A 19,294-nucleotide genomic window follows, 5' to 3' on the forward strand; every position below is an offset into this window, starting at 1 on the left:
TTATAACAAAAAAGCGACCATATTAGGTCGCTTTTTTGTTTGAATTTTTATTATTGATTCTGGTATTGTTCCATAATTTGTCTCGATTGTTCCATCATTTCATCCCAACCAATAGTGTAAATTTTGTAGATTGTAGCTGCAAGGTAAAGAATGTTTATTATTAAAGTAATTAGTGCAACTATTTTAGCGGTATTCATAGCTTTAATACTTTCGGGTGTATAATTTTCAGGATTAACTTGTGCATCCTTGAGTTTGCTATAGGCTATAATAAAAGCAATTCCAGAAAGAATAAAGCCAAGCCCACCAAAGCAGCAGCATAAAAATCCTAAAATAGCTAAAACGTAAACAATTGTTGGGTTTAATTTTTGTTGTTCCATGTGTTGTATTTTAATTTATTATTTTGATTAGATAACTTATAATAATGGTGACTATTGAAATGATAGCAAGTATATTTATAATTTTGTTTGAATACTTAAATTTATAAAACAAAGAAGTTGTTATGATTAAAGCTAGAGGAATAAGCAAAAAAATGGCAGGGTATAGGTGAAAAGCAGCTTCAAAATCTCCTTGGAAAATAAGTAATACAGATCGCTGCATACCACATCCGGGACAATCAATGCCAAACAATTTTTTATTTAGACAGGGTAACATATAATCTTCTAAAGAAACCATAAGTAAATATTAGGGAGCTAAAATACTAAAAGGATAGAAATTAACATTTCTTAATATCCAAAATAATAATACTGTAATTAGAATTGCATATGTGGTTTTTGAATTATGTAATATATTTTTAATATTCTTATTAAAGTATTTATTAATTAAAATAATACTCCAATCATAAATCAAAACACTAGGTAATAACATAATAAGGTAATTATGTTTAATACCATCAAATACATGACCGTTTAAAAAATGGTGAACGGCTCTTTGGCTACCACATCCAGGACAATAAAGTCCAGTAAGGGAATAAAAAGGACATTTTGGGAATATGTTAGACTCAGACGGATTAAATCTAAAATATAGCCATAACACTAAAAAAAAAGTTACGACTATGACAATGATTATATAGGTGTTTATTTTAGTGACCACTAGCCATTGCTCCAAAAATGGCTACGCCAAAGATGAGTACATAAACAATAACACCAAGAAAAGCAGCTCCAATAGAAACCAGTCCCCAAGTTTTTGCATTTTTAGAAGCTCTTTCTGCCTCATCATATTTTCCATCTTCGTAAAGGCCATTAACTTTGGTTGAATATATAATGCTTACAATACCTGTTGGTAAACAGCATACAATCGTTGTAATAATTGCTAAAGCTAAATAGCTACTTGGTCTTGGCGGTTTGTTCTCCATGTGATAAAATTTATAATAGTTTGATTTTATAAAATTAAATATAGGAAAAATGTTTTATAAACTTAATTTTACAGAACAAAAACAATGCAATCTAGTGATTAACATATTAGGTTTTAATATAAATTATGAATTACTTTTCAATAATTCATACAGAGAAATGTTTAAAAAATAATTGAATTGTATAATTTAAATGAAATATATAAACTACATACTTATAGTTTTAGGAGCTTTTGTCGCGCTTTATGCAAAATCAGGTAAAGAAGATCAAAATTTGTTTATTTTAATTGGAGGGATTGTTATGCTAATGGTAGGGATTTATAGAATTTCTAAAACGATTCCTAGTAAACTCGATAACGAAAAGGATAAGGACACTAATGAAACGACATAATTATGGATTTTAATATAGGTGACCAAGTATTGGTGATAGATGAGGATTTTTCAGGGGTTGTTAAAATAATTAAGGACAATGTTATTACTATAGAAACAAGCGATGGTTTTTTACTCGATTATCAGAGTCGTGAACTTGTAAAAAAAAAGTCTGATAAATCTATCAAAGAAGGGTTGTTTTTCAATTCCAGTATTAATGAGATAATTTCAGAAAAAGAACAGCCCAAAAGAAAGCAACAACACACAAAAGCCAAAGAGCGTTATGAGCCAACTATGGAAGTTGATTTGCATATCAATCAATTGGTTAAATCATCAAAAGGCATGAGTAATCATGATATGCTCACACTTCAATTAGATACCGCGAGACGTCAACTGGAGTTTGCAATGGCTAAACGTATTCAAAAAATAGTGTTTATTCATGGTGTTGGGGAAGGGGTGCTTAAGGTAGAATTGGAATACTTGTTTGCACGTTACAACAACGTGAAATTTTATGATGCCAATTACCAAAAATATGGACTAGGGGCTACCGAAGTTTATATTTTACAAAGTGTTGCGCCTAACTAATTAAAATTGGTAGATCGTGTTTCGGTATCAGTCAAGATGCCATTATCCAAAACTCCAAAATCAAATTCGTCTTGTGACAAAATCTCTAAACTTATGCCCGTTACTTTTAGCGTAACAAAATAACTTAAATTTACGGTATGGACTCTAAAAGCTGTTGCTGGTGCTGTAGAAGTTATCGCTACATCTTTATTTAAATAATCTGCAATCCCATCTGTAATATCATTTCTAGGATTTTCATCTGGTGTATCCGTTTCTTCATCTCGTGTTAAAATACCATCACCATCATCATCAGTATCCAAGTAGTCAGGAATGCCATCGCCATCAGTGTCTAGAGCATCATCTAATATGCCATCCCCGTTTGGGTCTGGGTTTTCATCTTTTGTTAATACATTATCTCCATCATCATCAATATCCAAATAATTTGGAATGCCATCGCGATCCGTATCATCGTCTTCTAAATTACCATTCCCGTTGATATCTTCTAAAGCCGCGGGGATGCCATCATTATCATCTCTGGTTAAAATAGTCGTTATAACGGCTGTAGCTGAGCTTTGGTAATCTTGAGTTATTTTTATTTCAGAAGACGGCACATCGCTACAAAACAAATTTGAGGGCAAACTTGCGTTACTGTAAGTTCTATAATTAAATGTGCCATTTGTAGTTGTAACCAGGGTGTTGTCTGTTCCAACATTTATAATATCGGCTAGAGTAAGGTTTGGTATTAAAATTGATAAAGATTCCGATGGGTCATTTTTAGTTTTATAGAATACTAAATCAGTTCCTGTACAAGCGTAGAATGTCTCATCAAAATCAAATTCTACCGCAATCACATCACCATCACTACAAGAAAAAGAAAAGAATAAATTTATAAATAGAATAACAAATAAAGATTTCTTCATTGGTTTGGGTTTTAAGGCAAAAATAATAGAATTGTTATTTATAACGCCCGATAATGATAATAATTTTATTTGAAGTAATTTTGTGGCATAGAATAAAAAAATGGAAAACGTTTATTTAGACAACGCTGCAACCACGCAAATTCGTGATGAAGTTATCGAAGGAATGACTAGTGTAATGAAACTTAATTATGGAAATGCTTCATCATCACATAGTTTTGGTAGATCATCTAAAGCTATCATTGAAAAATCAAGAAAAATTATAGCCAGTTATTTAAATGTGTCAGCCAGTGAAATAATATTTACTTCAGGAGGTACCGAAGCCGATAATTTAATTTTAAGAAGTGCTGTTAGAGACTTGGGTGTAAAGCACATCATTACTTCAAAAATAGAGCATCATGCTGTTTTACATACCATAGATCAATTGATTAAGGAATATAAAATCGCTGTTAGTTATGTTGATTTAAAGACCAATGGAAGTATTGATGTATTGCATTTAAAAACCTTGTTGCAAACTGAAAGTAAAACGTTGGTCAGTCTAATGCATATAAACAATGAAATTGGTAATGTTCTGAATTTAAAAAAGGTTGCCGATTTATGTAAAGAGAATCATGCGTTGTTTCATAGTGATACTGTACAATCTGTTGGCCATTATCCTTTAGATTTAGAAGATATAAAATTAGATTTTTTAGCAGCTAGTGCACACAAATTTCATGGACCCAAAGGCATTGGTTTTGCTTTTGTTAGAAAAAATACGGGATTAAAACCATTGATTTTTGGAGGCGAACAAGAAAGAGGGCTTCGTGCAGGAACGGAGGGCATTCATAACATTGTTGGTATTGCTGAAGCATTAGATATTTCTTATAAGCATTTAGAAAAAGAAACAGACTATATTTTAGATTTAAAAAAATATTTTATTAATAAAATTTCCAATGACATTCCAGAGGTTATTTTTAATGGTCATTCAGGAAACCTAGAAAAAAGTACGTATACCTTAGTGAATGTCTGTTTACCTGTATCACCAAAAAAAGCGTCTATGTTCTTATTTCAGTTAGATTTAAAGGGGATTGCTTGTTCGAAAGGGAGTGCTTGCCAGAGTGGAAGTTCCCAAAATTCACATGTACTTGCTGAAATTTTAAATGATGACGATTTACAAAAACCTTCTATTCGGTTTTCATTCAGTATTTATAATACCAAAGAAGACATCGATTATGTTGTTGGAGTTTTAAAAGAATTGGTTACTAATTAAAACTTCATAGTTGTCCGAACATTAAAAACCCTAGGTGTTAAATAGTTCGGGATAGCGTATTGACGCTTGCTATATACATCTCTAACCCAAGTATTGGTAATGGAATTTTGTACATCAAACATATTATAAATTTCAACACCAAAAGAGAGTTCTTTAAAAGGTTTTTTCCAGCCATTTTTAAATGACTTGTTTTTATCTACCATTACAAATTGAAAACCAATATCGGCACGTTTGTAAGAAGGTAAACGGTTTTGGTATTCATAGGGGTCTGCATAACTAGGGGAGCCACCTGGTAAACCTGTATTATAAACCAAATTTAAATACATTTTCATGCTTGGTATATTTGGCACATAATCTTGAAATAAAGCGGCAAATTTTAATCGCTGGTCTGTTGGTCTCGCTATATAGCCTTTGTTTTCTATATTTTCTTCTGTTTTTAAATAACTAAAACTGAACCAAGACTCTGTTCCAGGAACAAATTCCCCATTCAATCGCATATCCAAACCATAGGCATAGGCCTCGGTATTATTAGCTGCTCTATACCGAATGCGGACATTTTCTAAGGTATAGGGATTCACATCTGTTAATTTTTTATAATAAGCCTCTGTGCTAAGTTTAAAAGGTCTGTCCCACATTTTAAAGCTATATTCATTTCCTAATACCACATGAAACGATTTTTGAGCCTTTACATTAGGACGAACGGTTCCTGTCGAATTTCTAAGCTCTCTATAGAAAGGAGGTTGGTAATATAAGCCTCCCGCTATTCTAAAAAGCATATCTTTTCCCCAATTTGGTTTTATGTCAAATTGTGCTCGTGGACTAAACACTGTTTGGTTTGTTGATGTGATATTGTCTCCTGAAATAGACCAATTATGAACACGTATACCCGCATTGTACCATACGTCACTCGTGCCTAAAGTAGCGCGTTTACTCCATTGCGCATAGCCTTGCAGTCTGTTGATTGTGACATAATTTGTAGCTCTAACATTTTGAAAAGGTACTAATGGGCCTTCATACGGTGCATATGGCTGCTCGTTTATCGGTGTGGTTTTTGGAGGTCTGATTGAAAAACCTGCGGAGTCTATAACTTCCCATTCAACCAATCGGTCGCGAATATCTTCATTGGTATATTTTATAGACCATTCAATGCGGTTGTCGTTAATTTTAAAATCACCTTTATGTTCAATGGTTGTAATAAGGGCATCCAAATCATTTCTGCCATGATTCAATTGACTTCCAACGCCTTCACTAAATTCAACCTCACCCAAATTTTCATCACCAATATTAGAATTTACCTCTCCCAGTCTATATTGAGCCAGAATATCAAAATATTCTTCTTCAGTCGTGTGGTATGTAGATGTAATGAATTTAAGAGTTAAATCATCATTAACAAAATAAGTGCCTTTAAAAGCGCCAAAATAAGTTTGGTATTGATCTTTTTCCTGTCCTTCATAATAAACAATAAGAGCCTTAGGGGCGCTTAATGTTCCAAAATTGGTTTGTCTTGTTTGGGGTTGGTAGTTGTATTTGTTGCTAGAGGCATTTCCCAAAAAACTCAAATGGAATGTATTTGAAAATTTATAAGTGAAATAAGCTTGAGCATCCGCAAATGCTGGTTTATAATTGGTTTCGGTTTCTTTTTCTTTAACCAATAAACTATTATCTCGATACCGAAGTCCTACAATTCCTGAAAACTTAGAGTCTTTACTAATGTTTTCAACAGAAAGGCTTCCTCCTAATAAACTTAAATCGGCATTAACTTCAAATTGATACGGATTTTTATAAGTAATATCTAATACAGAGGATAATTTATCACCATATTTAGCCTGAAATCCACCAGATGAAAAATCGACATTTTGTACTAAATCTGTATTAACAAAACTTAAACCCTCTTGTTGTCCAGATCTTATTAAAAAAGGACGATACACTTCAATATCATTAACATACACTAAGTTTTCATCGTAATTACCACCACGAACAGAGTATTGCGTACTTAATTCATTATTGTTGCTAACTCCAGGAAGTGTCATCAATAAATTTTCAACCCCAGCATTGGCCCCAGGAATTTTTCTTATGGTTTCTGGATTCAGGGTTGTTATACCTTCAACTTCTTTTTGTCGTTTACTTGATACAACAACGGTCGCTATTTGCTCGGTTGAAGTGTTCATTACAGGATTAAATTCAAAATCCTCACCATTTTTAAGGTTGAAAGTGCTAACAATTTTTTTGTGTGATATGTGAGTGAATTCTATTTCGACATCTCGGTCGGCTGGTATTTTTATAATGAAAAATCCATTGCCATTGGTTTGTGTCCCAATAGAACCAGTTTTGATATTTACATTTTCAACAGGAAACTTCTTTTCGTCAAGAATGATACCTTTAATGGTAGCTGTTTGCGAATAACTTTGCAGTGTTACCAATAAAAAAACGAGACTAATAAACCAAAATCTTGTGTTCAAATGTGTTTGTTTATTTTCTGTAAAAAGTTGCTTCAAAAGTAGCACTATTTCCAACATTATCTGTAACAATCACTTTTAAATTGTTTTTGGTTTCTGTGCTTACAGAATCATTAAAATCGTATGTAAGTGTTTTGGTCTTATAGTCGTATTCTGTTAAAATCCATTGATCATTTATCGTAGCTCTGTAATTTGAAATATCTGTTTGGGCATCGCTAATTTTAATTTTTAAATATCTGAAATTACTTAGCCATTGATTGTTTTTGAAATTTATAGGTGTTATTGTTGGTTTCACATGGTCTCTAGCCAAGGCAAATGTCCCAAGATTTTTTATGCTGCTAGTTAAAATGTTGCCTCTTCTTTTAGTATTTTCATAAACAGGGTATTTTTTGCTGCCCACTAATCTTGCAATATAGAGTTTGCTTTTGTCAGTATCGTTGTAATTGCTAATATCGTAGCTAATGTTGAAAGTTTTTTTTAGGGGAACAATATCTTCTTCTAAAAAAAGGGTATCGTTTTTAACTTTGAAATCGAGGTAATAATCATCGTAAAAAGTATCGGGGAAAATGTCTACAGAGACATTGCCTTCTTTTAAGTTAGTTGTCCCTTTAGTTGAAATAAGATAAGGGGTTATTTTTTTATTTATATTCTGTACAGTATTTGGTTGCGAGCCTTTAATAGGGATGGTTATCCAAGTTTCGTTGTTTTTATAGTCGCTTAAACGTATTTTATAAACCATATTGGTACTGTCTTTAATGGTGATAATACCATTGTTTAAAGCAGATCTTAGCATACTAAGGTCATTATTATCATTGAATAATTTTTGAATGCGTTCTTTCTTGGTTTTAAAATGTTCGTAATCTATAAATCTGTTGAGGCGATTTGTTTCATCGAAAGAGAATATTTTAAAATCTACCTCAAAATTTTGATTCCCATTAATAAACGTCTGTATGTTATAAACACCATTGTTATTAGCCCCAAAATCCTGTCTGTCAAAAGTGTTAATGGCAAATCCAATATCTCCAAAAGCAGTGATACTTTCTGTTATATAGTCTCCAGTTTTTAAAGGTGTTAATTTGAGTTTTTGTTTTAAAAGTGATTTATTAATGCTTGAACCATCTCCTAGAGGATAGGCATAAACAGAGGTCACTACAGGTTTGGAAGTGTCTTTGATATCAATACCAAAAAGCATGGGGTTTATGGTGAATTCATCTTTATTTCTGATTTCAAAATGAAGGTGGGGACCTCCTGAACCTCCAGTATTTCCACTGTAGGCAACAAGCTCTCCTTTTTCAACCAATAAGTCTTCAATATTGGGAAATATTTCAATTTCGTATGATTCTTCTTTGTATTGGTGTTCTTTAACGTATGCTTCAATTTCAGGTGAATATCTCGATAAATGCGCATACACAGTTGTATAGCCATTGGGGTGGGTTATATATAGTGTTTTTCCATAGCCATAATGTTGAATTTTAATTCGACTAACATAGCCATCGGCAGCAGCCAAAACTTTTAAGCCCTCACGTTGTTGCGTTTTAATGTCAAGGCCAGAATGAAAATGATTGGAGCGTAATTCCGCAAAATTACCTGCTAATATTAAGGGTATCTCCAAAGGATTTCCAAAATAATCTTGTGGATAATTATTCTGAGCACTAATAAATGTAGAGGAAACTAGTAAAAAAAACAGGATTAATTTCATGATAAAAATGGGTATTCAGGTATGAATTGGTATAAGGCTAAAATATTAATTTGATATGAATCAACAAAAGATAAAACAAAAATCAATTCATAGCGTTGATATTCAGTGATAACGAATTAATTTAAATTTTATGTAAAAACAATTGTAATTTATAGTTATCTATGTTAACTTTGTGAGATAAGTATTGAAATTTGCAAATGAGTAATATTGAAGACATTGTAGATTCTCTAGAAAACAAAATTAGTAAAGTGCTTCATAAACTTGAGGTTTTAAAGCGTACCAATTTAAAGTTGAATGAAGAGTTAGAGTTATCCAAACAAGAACTTCAAAAAAAGCAACAGCATATAGTAGCTTGGGAAGAAAAATATGAAGCTCTAAAAATGGCAAATACAATACTTGGCAGTGATGAAAATAAACGAGAGACTAAGCTTAAAATAAACGCATTAATTAGGGATATAGACCATTGTATTGCTCAACTTTCCGATTAATGATTAAGTAAATTCAATGTCAGAAAAGCTTAAAATAAAGCTATCTATAGCTAATAGGGTATATCCTTTAACAATTGATGCAAGTCAAGAAGAAGGTTTGCGTAAAGCAGCTAAAAACATTGAAGCCATGATTAAGCAATTTGAGCAAAGTTATTCTGTGAGAGATAAACAAGATGTTTTGGCCATGTGTGCCTTACAGTTTGCTTCTCAAGTGGAACAGAAATCAATTGATAAAGAGAATGTAAATGAACATTTAGAAGAAAAGCTTCAAGCTCTAGATGAATTATTGCATTCGCATTTAATCTCTTAAACGTTCTTTAAATAAACGAAAGTTACTGCCTACATTGGTTATTTTTTTTGATAAACTCAACGTTAATTCTCTTAAAAAGGGTGAGTTTAAGTTGTAAAAGCATGCTGCATGTGCTGAATTTATTTAGTACCTAGCAGATCCTTGATCAGCTTGTTAGCCCTAAACTTGTTTTAAGGAGTTTATACAAAACTTTATGCTGGTGTAGGCTTTTTTTATATATAAAAACCAACTGAATATCATGAATAACACAATTTTATTAATTGTAGGAGGAATATTATTAGGGGTTGTAATAGGATTTATTATAGCCAAAACATTAGAAAAAAATAATGCATCTAAACTTGTTAGAGAAGCAAAAAAATCTGCGGCTTCTATATTAAAAGAAGCAAATATTGAAGGAGAATCCATTAAAAAAGATAAAATCCTCCAAGCTAAAGAAAAGTTTATTGAACTTAAGTCGGAGCATGAAAAGGTGATATTGTCTCGTGACAAACAAATGGCTGAAGCTGAAAAGCGAACTAGAGATAAAGAATCTCAAGTATCTAGCGAGTTAAATAAATCGAAAACATTAAACGATAATTTAGAGGCAAAAATTAAAGATTACAATCATAGATTGGATATTCTTGATAAAAAAGAAGTTGAAATTGGAAGACTTCATAAAAGTCAGGTGGAACAATTAGAGGTTATTTCAAGTCTTTCGGCTGAGGATGCTAAAGCACAATTAATAGAATCTTTAAAAGGTCAAGCCAGAAACGAATCTATGGCGTTCGTGCAAAGTGCTGTTGAAGAAGCCAAACTGACCGCACAACAAGAAGCTAAAAAAATCATTATAAATACCATTCAACGTATTGGAACAGAAGAAGCCGTTGATAATTGCGTGTCTGTATTTAATATCGAGTCTGATGATGTTAAAGGTCGAATTATAGGTAGGGAAGGTCGAAATATTAGAGCGATTGAAGCTGCTACAGGTGTAGAAATTATTGTTGATGACACACCGGAAGCTATTATTCTTTCTTGTTTTGATTCTGTGAGACGTGAAATTGCACGCTTATCATTACACAAATTGGTTACCGATGGTAGAATTCACCCAGCTAGAATTGAAGAAGTTGTAGAGAAAACCAAAAAACAGATTGAACAAGAAATCATTGAAATTGGTAAACGTACGGTTATTGATTTAGGAATTCATAACCTACATCCTGAACTTATTAAAATGGTAGGAAGAATGAAATACCGATCTTCTTACGGACAAAACTTATTACAACACTCGCGTGAAGTAGCTAAACTTTGTGGCGTTATGGCAGCGGAATTAGGCTTGAATCCTAAATTAGCGAAACGAGCAGGTCTTTTACATGATATTGGAAAAGTGCCAGATGCTGAAGCAGATATGGAAACACCACATGCTATTCTTGGTATGCAATGGGCTGAAAAATATGGAGAGAAAGATGAGGTTTGTAATGCCATTGGAGCTCACCATGACGAAGTAGAAATGAAGTTTTTAATATCGCCTATCATACAGGTATGTGATGCTATTTCTGGAGCTCGTCCAGGTGCTAGACGTCAGGTTTTAGATAGTTATATTCAACGTCTGAAAGATTTAGAAGATATTGCTTTTGGTTTCCAAGGGGTGAAAAAAGCTTATGCTATTCAAGCCGGTAGAGAACTTCGTGTGATAGTGGAAAGTGAAAAAGTAGATGATCAAAAAGCAGCTGAGTTATCGTTTAGCATTTCCCAAAAAATACAAACAGATATGACCTATCCTGGTCAGGTTAAAATTACAGTTATTAGAGAAACTAGAGCGGTTAATATTGCTAAATAATTTTTATAGGTAAAAAGTTAAAAAGTTAAAAAGTTTAGTTTTAACTAACAATTACTTCCTAGGATGGTACTTTTGAACCACTTTAGTTAAATGGCTTTTATCTAAATGGACATAAATTTCCGTAGTAGTTATACTTTCATGACCAAGCATCAATTGTATAGACCTTAAGTCAGCATTGTTTTGAAGTAGGTGGGTGGCAAAAGAATGTCTGAAAGTATGGGGTGAAATACTTTTTTTAAGCCCAATTTTTTCCGCCAATTGTTTGATAATAGTAAATATCATAGCTCTGGTAAGTTGTTTTCCTCGTCTGTTTAAAAACAAAGTATCTGCAAAACCAGATTGTATTTTTATATGAGAACGGACTTCCTTTTTATAAATATTAATATATTTTTGGGTACTTTCAACAATAGGAACAAAACGTTGTTTGTCACCTTTCCCAGTCACTTTAATAAATCCCTCATCAAAAAATAAATCAGATAATTTAAGGTTTACCAATTCACTGACACGTAGTCCACAACCATATAATGTTTCCAGAATGGCTCTGTTTCGTTCTCCTTCGGGTTTGCTTAAATCTATGGCATTTATAAGGGCATCTATTTCTTCTTCAGCTAAGGTATCAGGAAGCTTCATGCCAATTTTAGGCGATTCAATAAGCTCTAAAGGATTATCTTCTCTGTAATCCTCAAAAATTAAATAACTAAAAAAGCTCCGTAATCCTGATATGATTCTAGATTGCGAGCGGGCGTTAGACTTTTTAGCTAGTTCGTAGATAAATTGTTGAACAACTTCAGAAGTAATTGAAATAGGGGATAAGGCTATGTCATTATTTTCTAGATAAAGAATCAATTTCTTGACATCCAATGCATAATTATCAATAGAATTTTTTGATAGACCTCGTTCTATCTTTAAATACAGTTGATAATCCTTAAGTGCATTTTGCCATTTCATAGATGTAAAAATAAAATAAATTAATGGTTTGCTTGCTATTTGCAAAATTGATAAAATTTAAACAACAACATCCTATATTTTAACTACTTGATAACCAAAATATTAATGTAGTCTTTTATATACATAATAAAAAAATATATAAAATACAAGATGAATTTATGAGGTATGTTTAAAATTTATGTATTTATTTTGTCATATAATCAATAATTAAAATCAAATTTATTATGAAAAAACTATTGTTAAGTGCTGCAATTGCAGTATTCGGATTATCGCAAGTAAATGCTCAAGATGAAGCAGTTGGTGGACAGACATCTAAAGGTAAATGGTTAATTGAAGCTAATACAGGTTTTTCTACTTTTTCTGAATCAAGTTTATTTCAACATTCGGCTAATACGGGTTTTGGATTATCTTCTTTTGATGGTAACACAACGTGGTCTGTTGGTGCTGAAGGAGGTTATTTCGTGATGGATGATTTGGCTATTAAAGCTGGTTTGGGATATACTGATTTAGATTTCACTTCTATCTTTACATATAAAGTAGGAGCTAAATATTATATTTTGAGTATGATTCCTCTTCAGATTGATGTAACTGGTGCAACCATAAAAGATGCAGATGAGAATCCATTGTGGTTAGGTTTACAAGGAGGCTATGCTATCTTTTTAGGCAACAATGTAAGTATTGAGCCTGGTTTAAGATATAGCTTATCTTTAAATGAAGAAGCTACTGATGAAGGTGTTTTTCAAGCACGTATTGGATTTGCTTTACATTTCTAATAAAAAATAAAAATATTATAAAACCGAAGTGTTAATTTCGGTTTTTTTACGTCTTTTTTTTAATATTTTTACTGCATGAAAAAACTAATCATCATTAACGGTCCCAATCTAAATTTATTAGGAAAACGTGAACCAGCTATTTATGGAAGTTTAACGTTTACAGGATTTCTTCAAACGATTAAAGATAAATATCCTAGGGTAAAAATTGATTATTTTCAATCAAATATAGAAGGAGAGATAATAGATAAGTTACAGGAAGTTGGCTTTAATTGCGATGGCATAATTTTAAATGCAGCTGCATACACTCATACCTCCGTTGGCATTGGCGATGCCGTAAAAGCAATAGAAGCACCAGTAGTTGAAGTTCATATTTCGAATACATTTAGTAGAGAAGAATTTAGACATATCTCTTACATTTCACCAAATGCTAAAGGCGTTATTCTTGGTTTTGGGTTACAGAGTTATGAGTTGGCGATTCAAAGCTTTTTATAAGATTTCTTCGATTTACATATTATTAGACATTTTGGATTAATATGTCTAATTAAGTCTAAAAATACAACAAGTCTATAAATCAATCACTTCATCATATTTTAACATTCTTCTAGGTTAATTTTATGATATTATTGTGTAATCCTTTAAGATTAGGGAATAGATTTGTAATATTCTAATTCTTCCTTGATTAATGATAAGAATATTATTTGTTTCTGCTTTACTGGTTTCTAATTTAATAATATCTCAAGAGAGGATGAATGTAACTGATTCTTTTAGTGTTACAGATGACGTTAACATATTAGATACACCGAGGTTTTATGGAAGTTACTTCTCTGAATATAACGTGCATAACAATTGGTTTTTTAGAATGGAAATGCAAGAAAGGAGTCATGATAATCTTATTAATAGTAAAACTCTAATAGAATATCCTTTATTGATAAAATATAGGCTAAATAATAATCACAGTTTTTTATTAGGAACAAAAGTAAATGTATTAAAAATAAATGGTAGCATAGATGATGTCTCTTTATTTTATACTTTTGGCTATCAGTATAATATCACAGAAGATTTTTCTCTTGAAGGAAGAGTAGATTATAATTTTAAAAAAAGCACGACTCCAAATATTGTAAATCCTACAATAAATAGCGGGGGTGATTATGTTCTTTACAGAGTAGGAGCAAAATTTAAATTTTAGACAGCAAAAAGGATCATTGACGTTCCCTTTTTAAACTTAAGCATTAAACCAGAAAAATTATTATAGTTGGTATTTTAATTTGCTGCTCGATAGCTTTTTTATATCATTTGATTTCATAGAGCAAATAAAAATTTTGCTCTTTATGTATAAATAAAAAGGCCATCCTTACTTTTGGACAGCCTTTTTTCAATAATTAAAAATCCCTCGATTAATAATTATTTTATTCTGTTTGCTTAAAATTGAAAGATATATCACCCGCAAAATAATTCAATGATTTATTCCCTGGATATATTTGTAAATTTCCACTGCCCCATTTATAATTATTTATTTTTATATTCCCTACAGTTATTGGGTAAGTGGCATTAATTCCATCTGTTTTCTCTCTTTTATACCAATCATCTGAATTCATAGTGATGGTGTATTCTTTGTTTTTTGTTAAATCTAAATCAACAATATCAAAATTGTAAACAGTATTAGCGCTTGCTACATTCACGATCTCAGTTTTCAATACTGTTCCCGCTTCTTTATCCCAAATGGTCACTTTTAAAGAAGGATTTGTATCTGGTAATTCTACTCTTATAGAAGTAATTACACCATTAACTAGTGGTGTGAATTCTAAACCAAATTCGTAACTGCCTGAGTTTATATAATCTGTTACTTTTTGATTGAAGTCTGTTGAACTAAGATACCCTTCTAAAAAATTTTCTTCTTGATAATTAGGACCATCGTCATCTTTACTACATGAAAATAAAGTGACGCTTACAAAAATTATGAGGACTGATTTTAAAATTAATTTTTTCATTTTTAAATTTTTATTAAGTTAATTGTAGGTTTTACTCCGCGAAGGTCTTAATGAAAAAAATAATTAAAAAACGAAAAAGGACGAACGACGTTTTAAATATATGAATCACAAGTTTGTTTGAAACACTTATATTTGAATTTGAAAATAAATAAAGCAATGAAATCTTTTAACTGTATAATTGTTGACGATGACGAAATGGATAGGCTTGTAGTCGTTTCATACACTAAAAGATTTCCTATTTTAAATATTGTGGGTGTTTTTGAGTCGGCTGAAGAAGCAATGGTCTTTTTAAACAAGAACACCATAGAAATTGCTTTTTTAGATATTCAAATGCATGGCGCCTCAGGGATTGAGCTACGTCAAAAAGTGTCTTCTATTCCAGTATGCGTTTTCATTTCATCTCATTCAGAGAATGCTGCAGAAACATTTGAGCTACAAACTCTAGACTTTATAGTAAAACCATTTAAATTTCCTCGTTTCGAACAAACTGTAAAACGCATTGAAGAATTTATGGAAGTTCGCTTAAAAGCAAGTTTATTTGAATCAAGCATCGGTGGAGATACTGTTTATGTAAAAACAGGACATGATCAAATAAAAGTTAAACTTCATGAAATTTTATATATGGAGGCTTTAAAAAATTATACCATTTTAGTTACCCAGGATAAACGCCATTGTGTTTTATCTAATTTGGGAGAGATTTTACAAGAAGAAGCATTTCAATCGTTCATTAGGGTTCACCGAAGTTATGCGGTTCAAAAACAGTTTATACAAAAAATTAGAAGCCAACAAATTGTATTGAAAAATAATGTTTCTATTCCTGTTGGTAGAAGCTATAAGAATAGTATAAACACGATTCTATGAGAAAATATCTTATATTAATTTTAACGTGTATCACCTATTTCTCTTTTGGACAGCAAGAACCAATTCTTTCGACATATAATACCCAAAAAGAGAAACTACAAGCTTGGGATGATTATTGTGGAGAAGTCGCTACTAATACGGAAGAGTACCAACATTTAATTAAAATATCAAATGAAGGCATTGCTCTTGCTGGATATAATGGTCTGTATTTAGCAAAATTCTATTTCTATAAAGGTTATGGTTACGAGTATAATAACAACCTTTATAAAGATGCCATTATCAATTATGAAAAGTCTTTATTTTACGCAAAAAAATCAAAGAATTTAAAATCAGAAACAGATGCTTTAATGCGGTTGAACTATTTATATTATTCTGTTAAAGAATTTAAAAAAAGAGATACACTTATTAATGTCATAAAAAAGATAATTGATACTACAAAAAACACATATACACTAGGCGTTTTAAATGGAAGTTTAGGAGAATATTATTTAGATAATTCTGATTATGAAAAGTTTATTCATTTTAAATTAAGAGCAATCGAGTTTCGTAAAAAATTCCCAAAAAGAGATATTTCCAATAGTGACAACATTGGAATTTCTTATGAGCAAATTGCTAGTAGTTATATTAAGATGAAGCAATTTGATAAAGCTATTGAATATACTAATTATGCAAAACCGTATATTAATAATTCAAAAAGCGGTTTAGCTTATTTATACGATTTTTATATACAATGCTATTCCAATTTACATCAACAGGATAGCATAAAAAAATATTACACAGAGATCTATAATTTAGTTAGTAGAAATGATTCGCTACATCTCAATATCAGTTATGCAAATCGACTTATGGCCGAATATTATCTCAATAATAAACAATTGAGTGCTGCTTTTAGTTATGCTGAAAAAGCAATATCAAATGCAAAAAAATCGAATGATGAAGAAATTTTAATGGAGGCAAATATGGTTTATGGGAGGTTGCTTTACCAAAAAAAAGATTACAAGAACGCTATAAACACGCTTATGTTAGCATCGGGATTTGCATTGGATTTTGATAAAGAACATTATATCAAAATAAATAAATTATTATCTAAAAGCTATGCTGCAATAGGTGAATGGCAAAATGCCTATAAATACAATACCATTTACAGTGATAGCAATGAGGAAATATTACAAGAATCTGCTAAGCAGAGTATAGCCAATGCAGAAGCCAAGTATCAAAACAAGGTGAAAAAGCAAGAAATACAAAACAAAAATACTCAAATAAAAACGGCCAACAAGCAAAAATTCTATTTTATTATAGGTATTTTCCTATTGATTATTATTGGAAGTTTACTTTTTTATCAAAGTAGAAGTCGCAAAAAAATTAATGAAAAACTCCAGCTTTTAAATCAAGAACTCAATGAAGCAAACAAGGTTAAAACTAGATTTTTTAGTGTTTTAAATCACGATTTACGTGGTCCGGTGGCTAATCTTATTTTCTTTTTACAACTTCAAAAAGAAAGCCCGGAATTACTCGATGAAGAAAGTACCAAGCGTATGCAAGATAAAACAATGACTGGAGCAGAAAATCTTTTAAACGCCATGGAAGACATCTTGCAATGGAGTAAAAGCCAAATGGAAAATTTTAAACCTCAACCTAGAGAAATTGCCATAAATTCTTTATTTGAAGACACTAAAGCTCATTTTTCCAGTGAAAAGAAAGTTCATATTTCATTTGAGAATACACAAAATGTACAAATCAATACGGATGAAAATTATCTAAAAACGATCATCCGAAACTTAACAGGAAATGCCATTAAAGCTCTAGATAAAATTGAAAATCCAACAATTATCTGGAAAGCTTGGCAAGAAAATAATCAATCATTTTTGTCTATTTCTGATAACGGAAAAGGAGCATCAGACGAAAAATTTAAAGCATTGTATGACGACAAAGAAGTTGTCGGAATTAAAACTGGCTTAGGGTTGCACTTAATTAGAGATTTAGCAAAAGCAATTGATTGCAAAATCACGGTCAATTCTAAAGTTAAAGAAGGCACAACTTTTATTTTAAAAATGAGAAACTTCTAAATCTTATATAAAAAAGGCTGTCCAAAAAGTAAGGACAGCCTTTTTTATTTAGATTATTCTCTTATCTATAAATGTATCACCTCATCATAAGCAGCTGCTACTGCTTCCATAACTGCTTCACTCATAGTAGGATGTGGATGAACTGTTTTTAAAACATCATGTCCTGTAGTTTCCAGTTTTCTACCTAAAACAGCTTCAGCAATCATATCGGTTACACCAGCACCAATCATGTGGCAGCCTAACCATTCTCCATATTTGGCATCAAAAATAACTTTTACAAAACCATCAGCATTTCCTCCGGCTTTAGCTTTACCAGAAGCGGAGAAAGGGAATTTTCCCACTTTAATATCCAGCCCTTTTTCTTTCGCTTGCTTTTCGGTTAAACCTACACTGGCAATTTCAGGTGAGCAATAAGTACAACCTGGAATATTTCCATAATCTAAAGCTTCCACATGCATGCCAGCAATATTTTCAACACATAAAATACCTTCGGCAGATGCCACGTGCGCCAATGCTTGTCCTGGCGTTACATCTCCAATAGCATAATAACCAGGTATATTTGTTTTATAGAATTTATCAACTAAAATTTTATCTCTATCTACTACAATACCTACATCTTCCAAACCAATATTTTCAATATTTGTTTTAATGCCTACAGCAGATAAAATGATATCAGCTTCCAGAACTTCTTCACCTTTACTGGTTTTTACAGTTGCTTTTACACCATTTCCAGAAGTATCAACTTTTGTAACTTCAGCTGAAGTCATAATGTTAATGCCACTTTTTTTGAAAGAACGTTCTAATTGTTTAGAAACGTCTTCATCTTCAACAGGAACAATGTTTGGTAAATATTCAACAATAGTTACTTCAGTTCCCATAGAGTTATAGAAATATGCAAACTCAACACCAATAGCTCCAGATCCAACAACAATCATTTTTTTAGGTTGGCTAGGCAAACTCATGGCTTCTCTATAGCCAATGACTTTTTTTCCGTCTTGTGGTAAATTAGGCAAGACTCTAGAACGTGCACCAGTAGCTATAATAATATGGTCGGCACTATATTCAGTGCCATCAACATCCACTTTTTTTCCAGTTTTAAGTTTTCCGTAACCTTCAATAACATCAATTTTGTTTTTCTTCATTAAAAACTGAACACCTTTGCTCATTCCATCAGCAACACCACGACTACGTTTCACAACAGCATCAAAATCTTTATCATACTCTTTAACAGAAAGCCCGTAATCACCTGCATGCTTTAAATATTCAAAAACTTGAGCAGATTTTAACAACGCTTTCGTTGGAATACAACCCCAATTTAAACATACACCTCCAAGGTTTTCCTTTTCAATAATGGCTGTTTTAAAGCCTAATTGTGACGCTCTAATAGCTGTTACATACCCGCCTGGACCACTTCCAAGAACAATAATATCGTATTTACTCATGTG

The 19,294-nt window shown here is 31.7% G+C and carries 21 protein-coding genes and 1 other RNA gene; 12 read left to right on the top strand and 10 right to left on the bottom strand.

What is annotated here, in order from left to right; translation table 11 throughout:
• Positions 1-50: 50 nt before the first annotated feature.
• Genes DKT72_RS04800 through DKT72_RS04815 form a run of 4 tightly spaced genes read right to left on the bottom strand, consistent with a single transcriptional unit; the run spans position 51 to position 1,351 of the window.
• Positions 51-377, bottom strand: coding sequence for a CCC motif membrane protein (locus tag DKT72_RS04800; RefSeq protein WP_111307570.1), 327 nt, complete (start codon positions 375-377; stop codon positions 51-53).
• Between the two features lie 10 nt (positions 378-387).
• Complete coding sequence (locus tag DKT72_RS04805; RefSeq protein ID WP_111307571.1) at positions 388-672, bottom strand: DUF2752 domain-containing protein; 285 nt, start codon at positions 670-672, stop codon at positions 388-390.
• A 9-nt stretch (positions 673-681) separates the two neighbouring features.
• Positions 682-1,089 carry a DUF2752 domain-containing protein gene (locus DKT72_RS18705; protein ID WP_369074218.1) on the bottom strand — a complete coding sequence of 136 codons (408 nt, stop codon included), beginning with the start codon at positions 1,087-1,089 and terminating at the stop codon, positions 682-684.
• Positions 1,079-1,351 (bottom strand): CD225/dispanin family protein, encoded by a 273-nt coding sequence (locus DKT72_RS04815; RefSeq protein WP_111307573.1) that lies wholly within the window; start codon positions 1,349-1,351, stop codon positions 1,079-1,081. Before DKT72_RS04815 ends, DKT72_RS18705 begins: the two co-directional genes overlap by 11 nt.
• A gap of 190 nt (positions 1,352-1,541) precedes the next feature.
• Here DKT72_RS04815 and DKT72_RS04820 point away from each other — a divergent pair, with 190 nt between their 5' ends.
• Positions 1,542-1,739 (top strand): hypothetical protein, encoded by a 198-nt coding sequence (locus tag DKT72_RS04820; RefSeq protein ID WP_235841614.1) that lies wholly within the window; start codon positions 1,542-1,544, stop codon positions 1,737-1,739.
• Positions 1,740-1,741: 2 nt separating this feature from the next.
• The gene (locus DKT72_RS04825; protein WP_111307574.1) at positions 1,742-2,302 is read left to right on the top strand and encodes a DUF8465 domain-containing protein; all 561 of its coding nucleotides are present in this window, start codon (positions 1,742-1,744) and stop codon (positions 2,300-2,302) included.
• Here the strand turns inward: DKT72_RS04825 and DKT72_RS04830 are convergent.
• The gene (locus DKT72_RS04830; protein ID WP_111307575.1) at positions 2,299-3,201 is read right to left on the bottom strand and encodes a hypothetical protein; all 903 of its coding nucleotides are present in this window, start codon (positions 3,199-3,201) and stop codon (positions 2,299-2,301) included. The two genes, DKT72_RS04825 and DKT72_RS04830, sit on opposite strands and share 4 nt — an antisense overlap.
• 100 nt (positions 3,202-3,301) lie before the next feature.
• Between DKT72_RS04830 and DKT72_RS04835 the strand changes: the two genes are divergently transcribed.
• On the top strand, positions 3,302-4,447 hold the full coding sequence (locus tag DKT72_RS04835; RefSeq protein WP_111307576.1) for a cysteine desulfurase family protein: 1,146 nt from the start codon (positions 3,302-3,304) through the stop codon (positions 4,445-4,447).
• Here the strand turns inward: DKT72_RS04835 and DKT72_RS04840 are convergent.
• Both DKT72_RS04840 and DKT72_RS04845 read right to left on the bottom strand, forming a co-directional pair.
• Complete coding sequence (locus tag DKT72_RS04840; RefSeq protein ID WP_111307577.1) at positions 4,444-6,963, bottom strand: TonB-dependent receptor; 2,520 nt, start codon at positions 6,961-6,963, stop codon at positions 4,444-4,446. The two genes, DKT72_RS04835 and DKT72_RS04840, sit on opposite strands and share 4 nt — an antisense overlap.
• Positions 6,917-8,602 carry a M23 family metallopeptidase gene (locus tag DKT72_RS04845; protein ID WP_111307578.1) on the bottom strand — a complete coding sequence of 562 codons (1,686 nt, stop codon included), beginning with the start codon at positions 8,600-8,602 and terminating at the stop codon, positions 6,917-6,919. The genes DKT72_RS04840 and DKT72_RS04845 overlap by 47 nt, the downstream gene beginning before the upstream one ends.
• A gap of 197 nt (positions 8,603-8,799) precedes the next feature.
• Between DKT72_RS04845 and DKT72_RS04850 the strand changes: the two genes are divergently transcribed.
• From DKT72_RS04850 to rny, 4 genes are all read left to right on the top strand, one after another.
• The gene (locus tag DKT72_RS04850) at positions 8,800-9,090 is read left to right on the top strand and encodes a coiled-coil domain-containing protein (protein ID WP_111307579.1); all 291 of its coding nucleotides are present in this window, start codon (positions 8,800-8,802) and stop codon (positions 9,088-9,090) included.
• A gap of 16 nt (positions 9,091-9,106) precedes the next feature.
• On the top strand, positions 9,107-9,400 hold the full coding sequence (locus tag DKT72_RS04855) for a cell division protein ZapA (protein ID WP_111307580.1): 294 nt from the start codon (positions 9,107-9,109) through the stop codon (positions 9,398-9,400).
• A 54-nt stretch (positions 9,401-9,454) separates the two neighbouring features.
• Positions 9,455-9,581: non-coding RNA, 6S RNA (gene ssrS / locus DKT72_RS04860), on the top strand.
• Between the two features lie 57 nt (positions 9,582-9,638).
• The gene (gene rny, locus DKT72_RS04865; protein ID WP_111307581.1) at positions 9,639-11,213 is read left to right on the top strand and encodes a ribonuclease Y; all 1,575 of its coding nucleotides are present in this window, start codon (positions 9,639-9,641) and stop codon (positions 11,211-11,213) included.
• 51 nt (positions 11,214-11,264) lie between these two features.
• On the opposite strand, the gene xerD is transcribed toward rny, so the two are convergent.
• Positions 11,265-12,161 carry a site-specific tyrosine recombinase XerD gene (xerD, locus tag DKT72_RS04870; protein ID WP_111307582.1) on the bottom strand — a complete coding sequence of 299 codons (897 nt, stop codon included), beginning with the start codon at positions 12,159-12,161 and terminating at the stop codon, positions 11,265-11,267.
• Between the two features lie 224 nt (positions 12,162-12,385).
• Here xerD and DKT72_RS04875 point away from each other — a divergent pair, with 224 nt between their 5' ends.
• From DKT72_RS04875 to DKT72_RS04885, 3 genes are all read left to right on the top strand, one after another.
• Complete coding sequence (locus DKT72_RS04875; RefSeq protein WP_111307583.1) at positions 12,386-12,934, top strand: hypothetical protein; 549 nt, start codon at positions 12,386-12,388, stop codon at positions 12,932-12,934.
• 75 nt (positions 12,935-13,009) lie between these two features.
• The gene (gene aroQ / locus DKT72_RS04880) at positions 13,010-13,426 is read left to right on the top strand and encodes a type II 3-dehydroquinate dehydratase (protein ID WP_111307584.1); all 417 of its coding nucleotides are present in this window, start codon (positions 13,010-13,012) and stop codon (positions 13,424-13,426) included.
• 253 nt (positions 13,427-13,679) lie between these two features.
• Entirely contained in the window at positions 13,680-14,120 is a 441-nt protein-coding gene (locus DKT72_RS04885) for a hypothetical protein (protein ID WP_162623241.1), read from the top strand.
• A gap of 220 nt (positions 14,121-14,340) precedes the next feature.
• Here DKT72_RS04885 and DKT72_RS04890 read toward each other — a convergent pair whose 3' ends face one another.
• Entirely contained in the window at positions 14,341-14,922 is a 582-nt protein-coding gene (locus DKT72_RS04890) for a DUF4082 domain-containing protein (protein ID WP_111307586.1), read from the bottom strand.
• Positions 14,923-15,078: 156 nt separating this feature from the next.
• On the opposite strand from DKT72_RS04890, the gene DKT72_RS04895 reads away from it, so the two are divergent.
• Positions 15,079-15,783 carry a LytR/AlgR family response regulator transcription factor gene (locus DKT72_RS04895; RefSeq protein WP_111307587.1) on the top strand — a complete coding sequence of 235 codons (705 nt, stop codon included), beginning with the start codon at positions 15,079-15,081 and terminating at the stop codon, positions 15,781-15,783.
• On the top strand, positions 15,780-17,849 hold the full coding sequence (locus DKT72_RS04900; RefSeq protein ID WP_111307588.1) for a tetratricopeptide repeat-containing sensor histidine kinase: 2,070 nt from the start codon (positions 15,780-15,782) through the stop codon (positions 17,847-17,849). Before DKT72_RS04895 ends, DKT72_RS04900 begins: the two co-directional genes overlap by 4 nt.
• A gap of 65 nt (positions 17,850-17,914) precedes the next feature.
• On the opposite strand, the gene lpdA is transcribed toward DKT72_RS04900, so the two are convergent.
• Entirely contained in the window at positions 17,915-19,291 is a 1,377-nt protein-coding gene (lpdA, locus tag DKT72_RS04905; RefSeq protein WP_111307589.1) for a dihydrolipoyl dehydrogenase, read from the bottom strand.
• Positions 19,292-19,294 lie beyond the last annotated feature (3 nt).

Origin of the sequence: Confluentibacter sediminis (genome assembly GCF_003258355.1) — a bacterium.
GTDB classification, from domain to species: Bacteria; Bacteroidota; Bacteroidia; order Flavobacteriales; family Flavobacteriaceae; genus Confluentibacter; species Confluentibacter sediminis.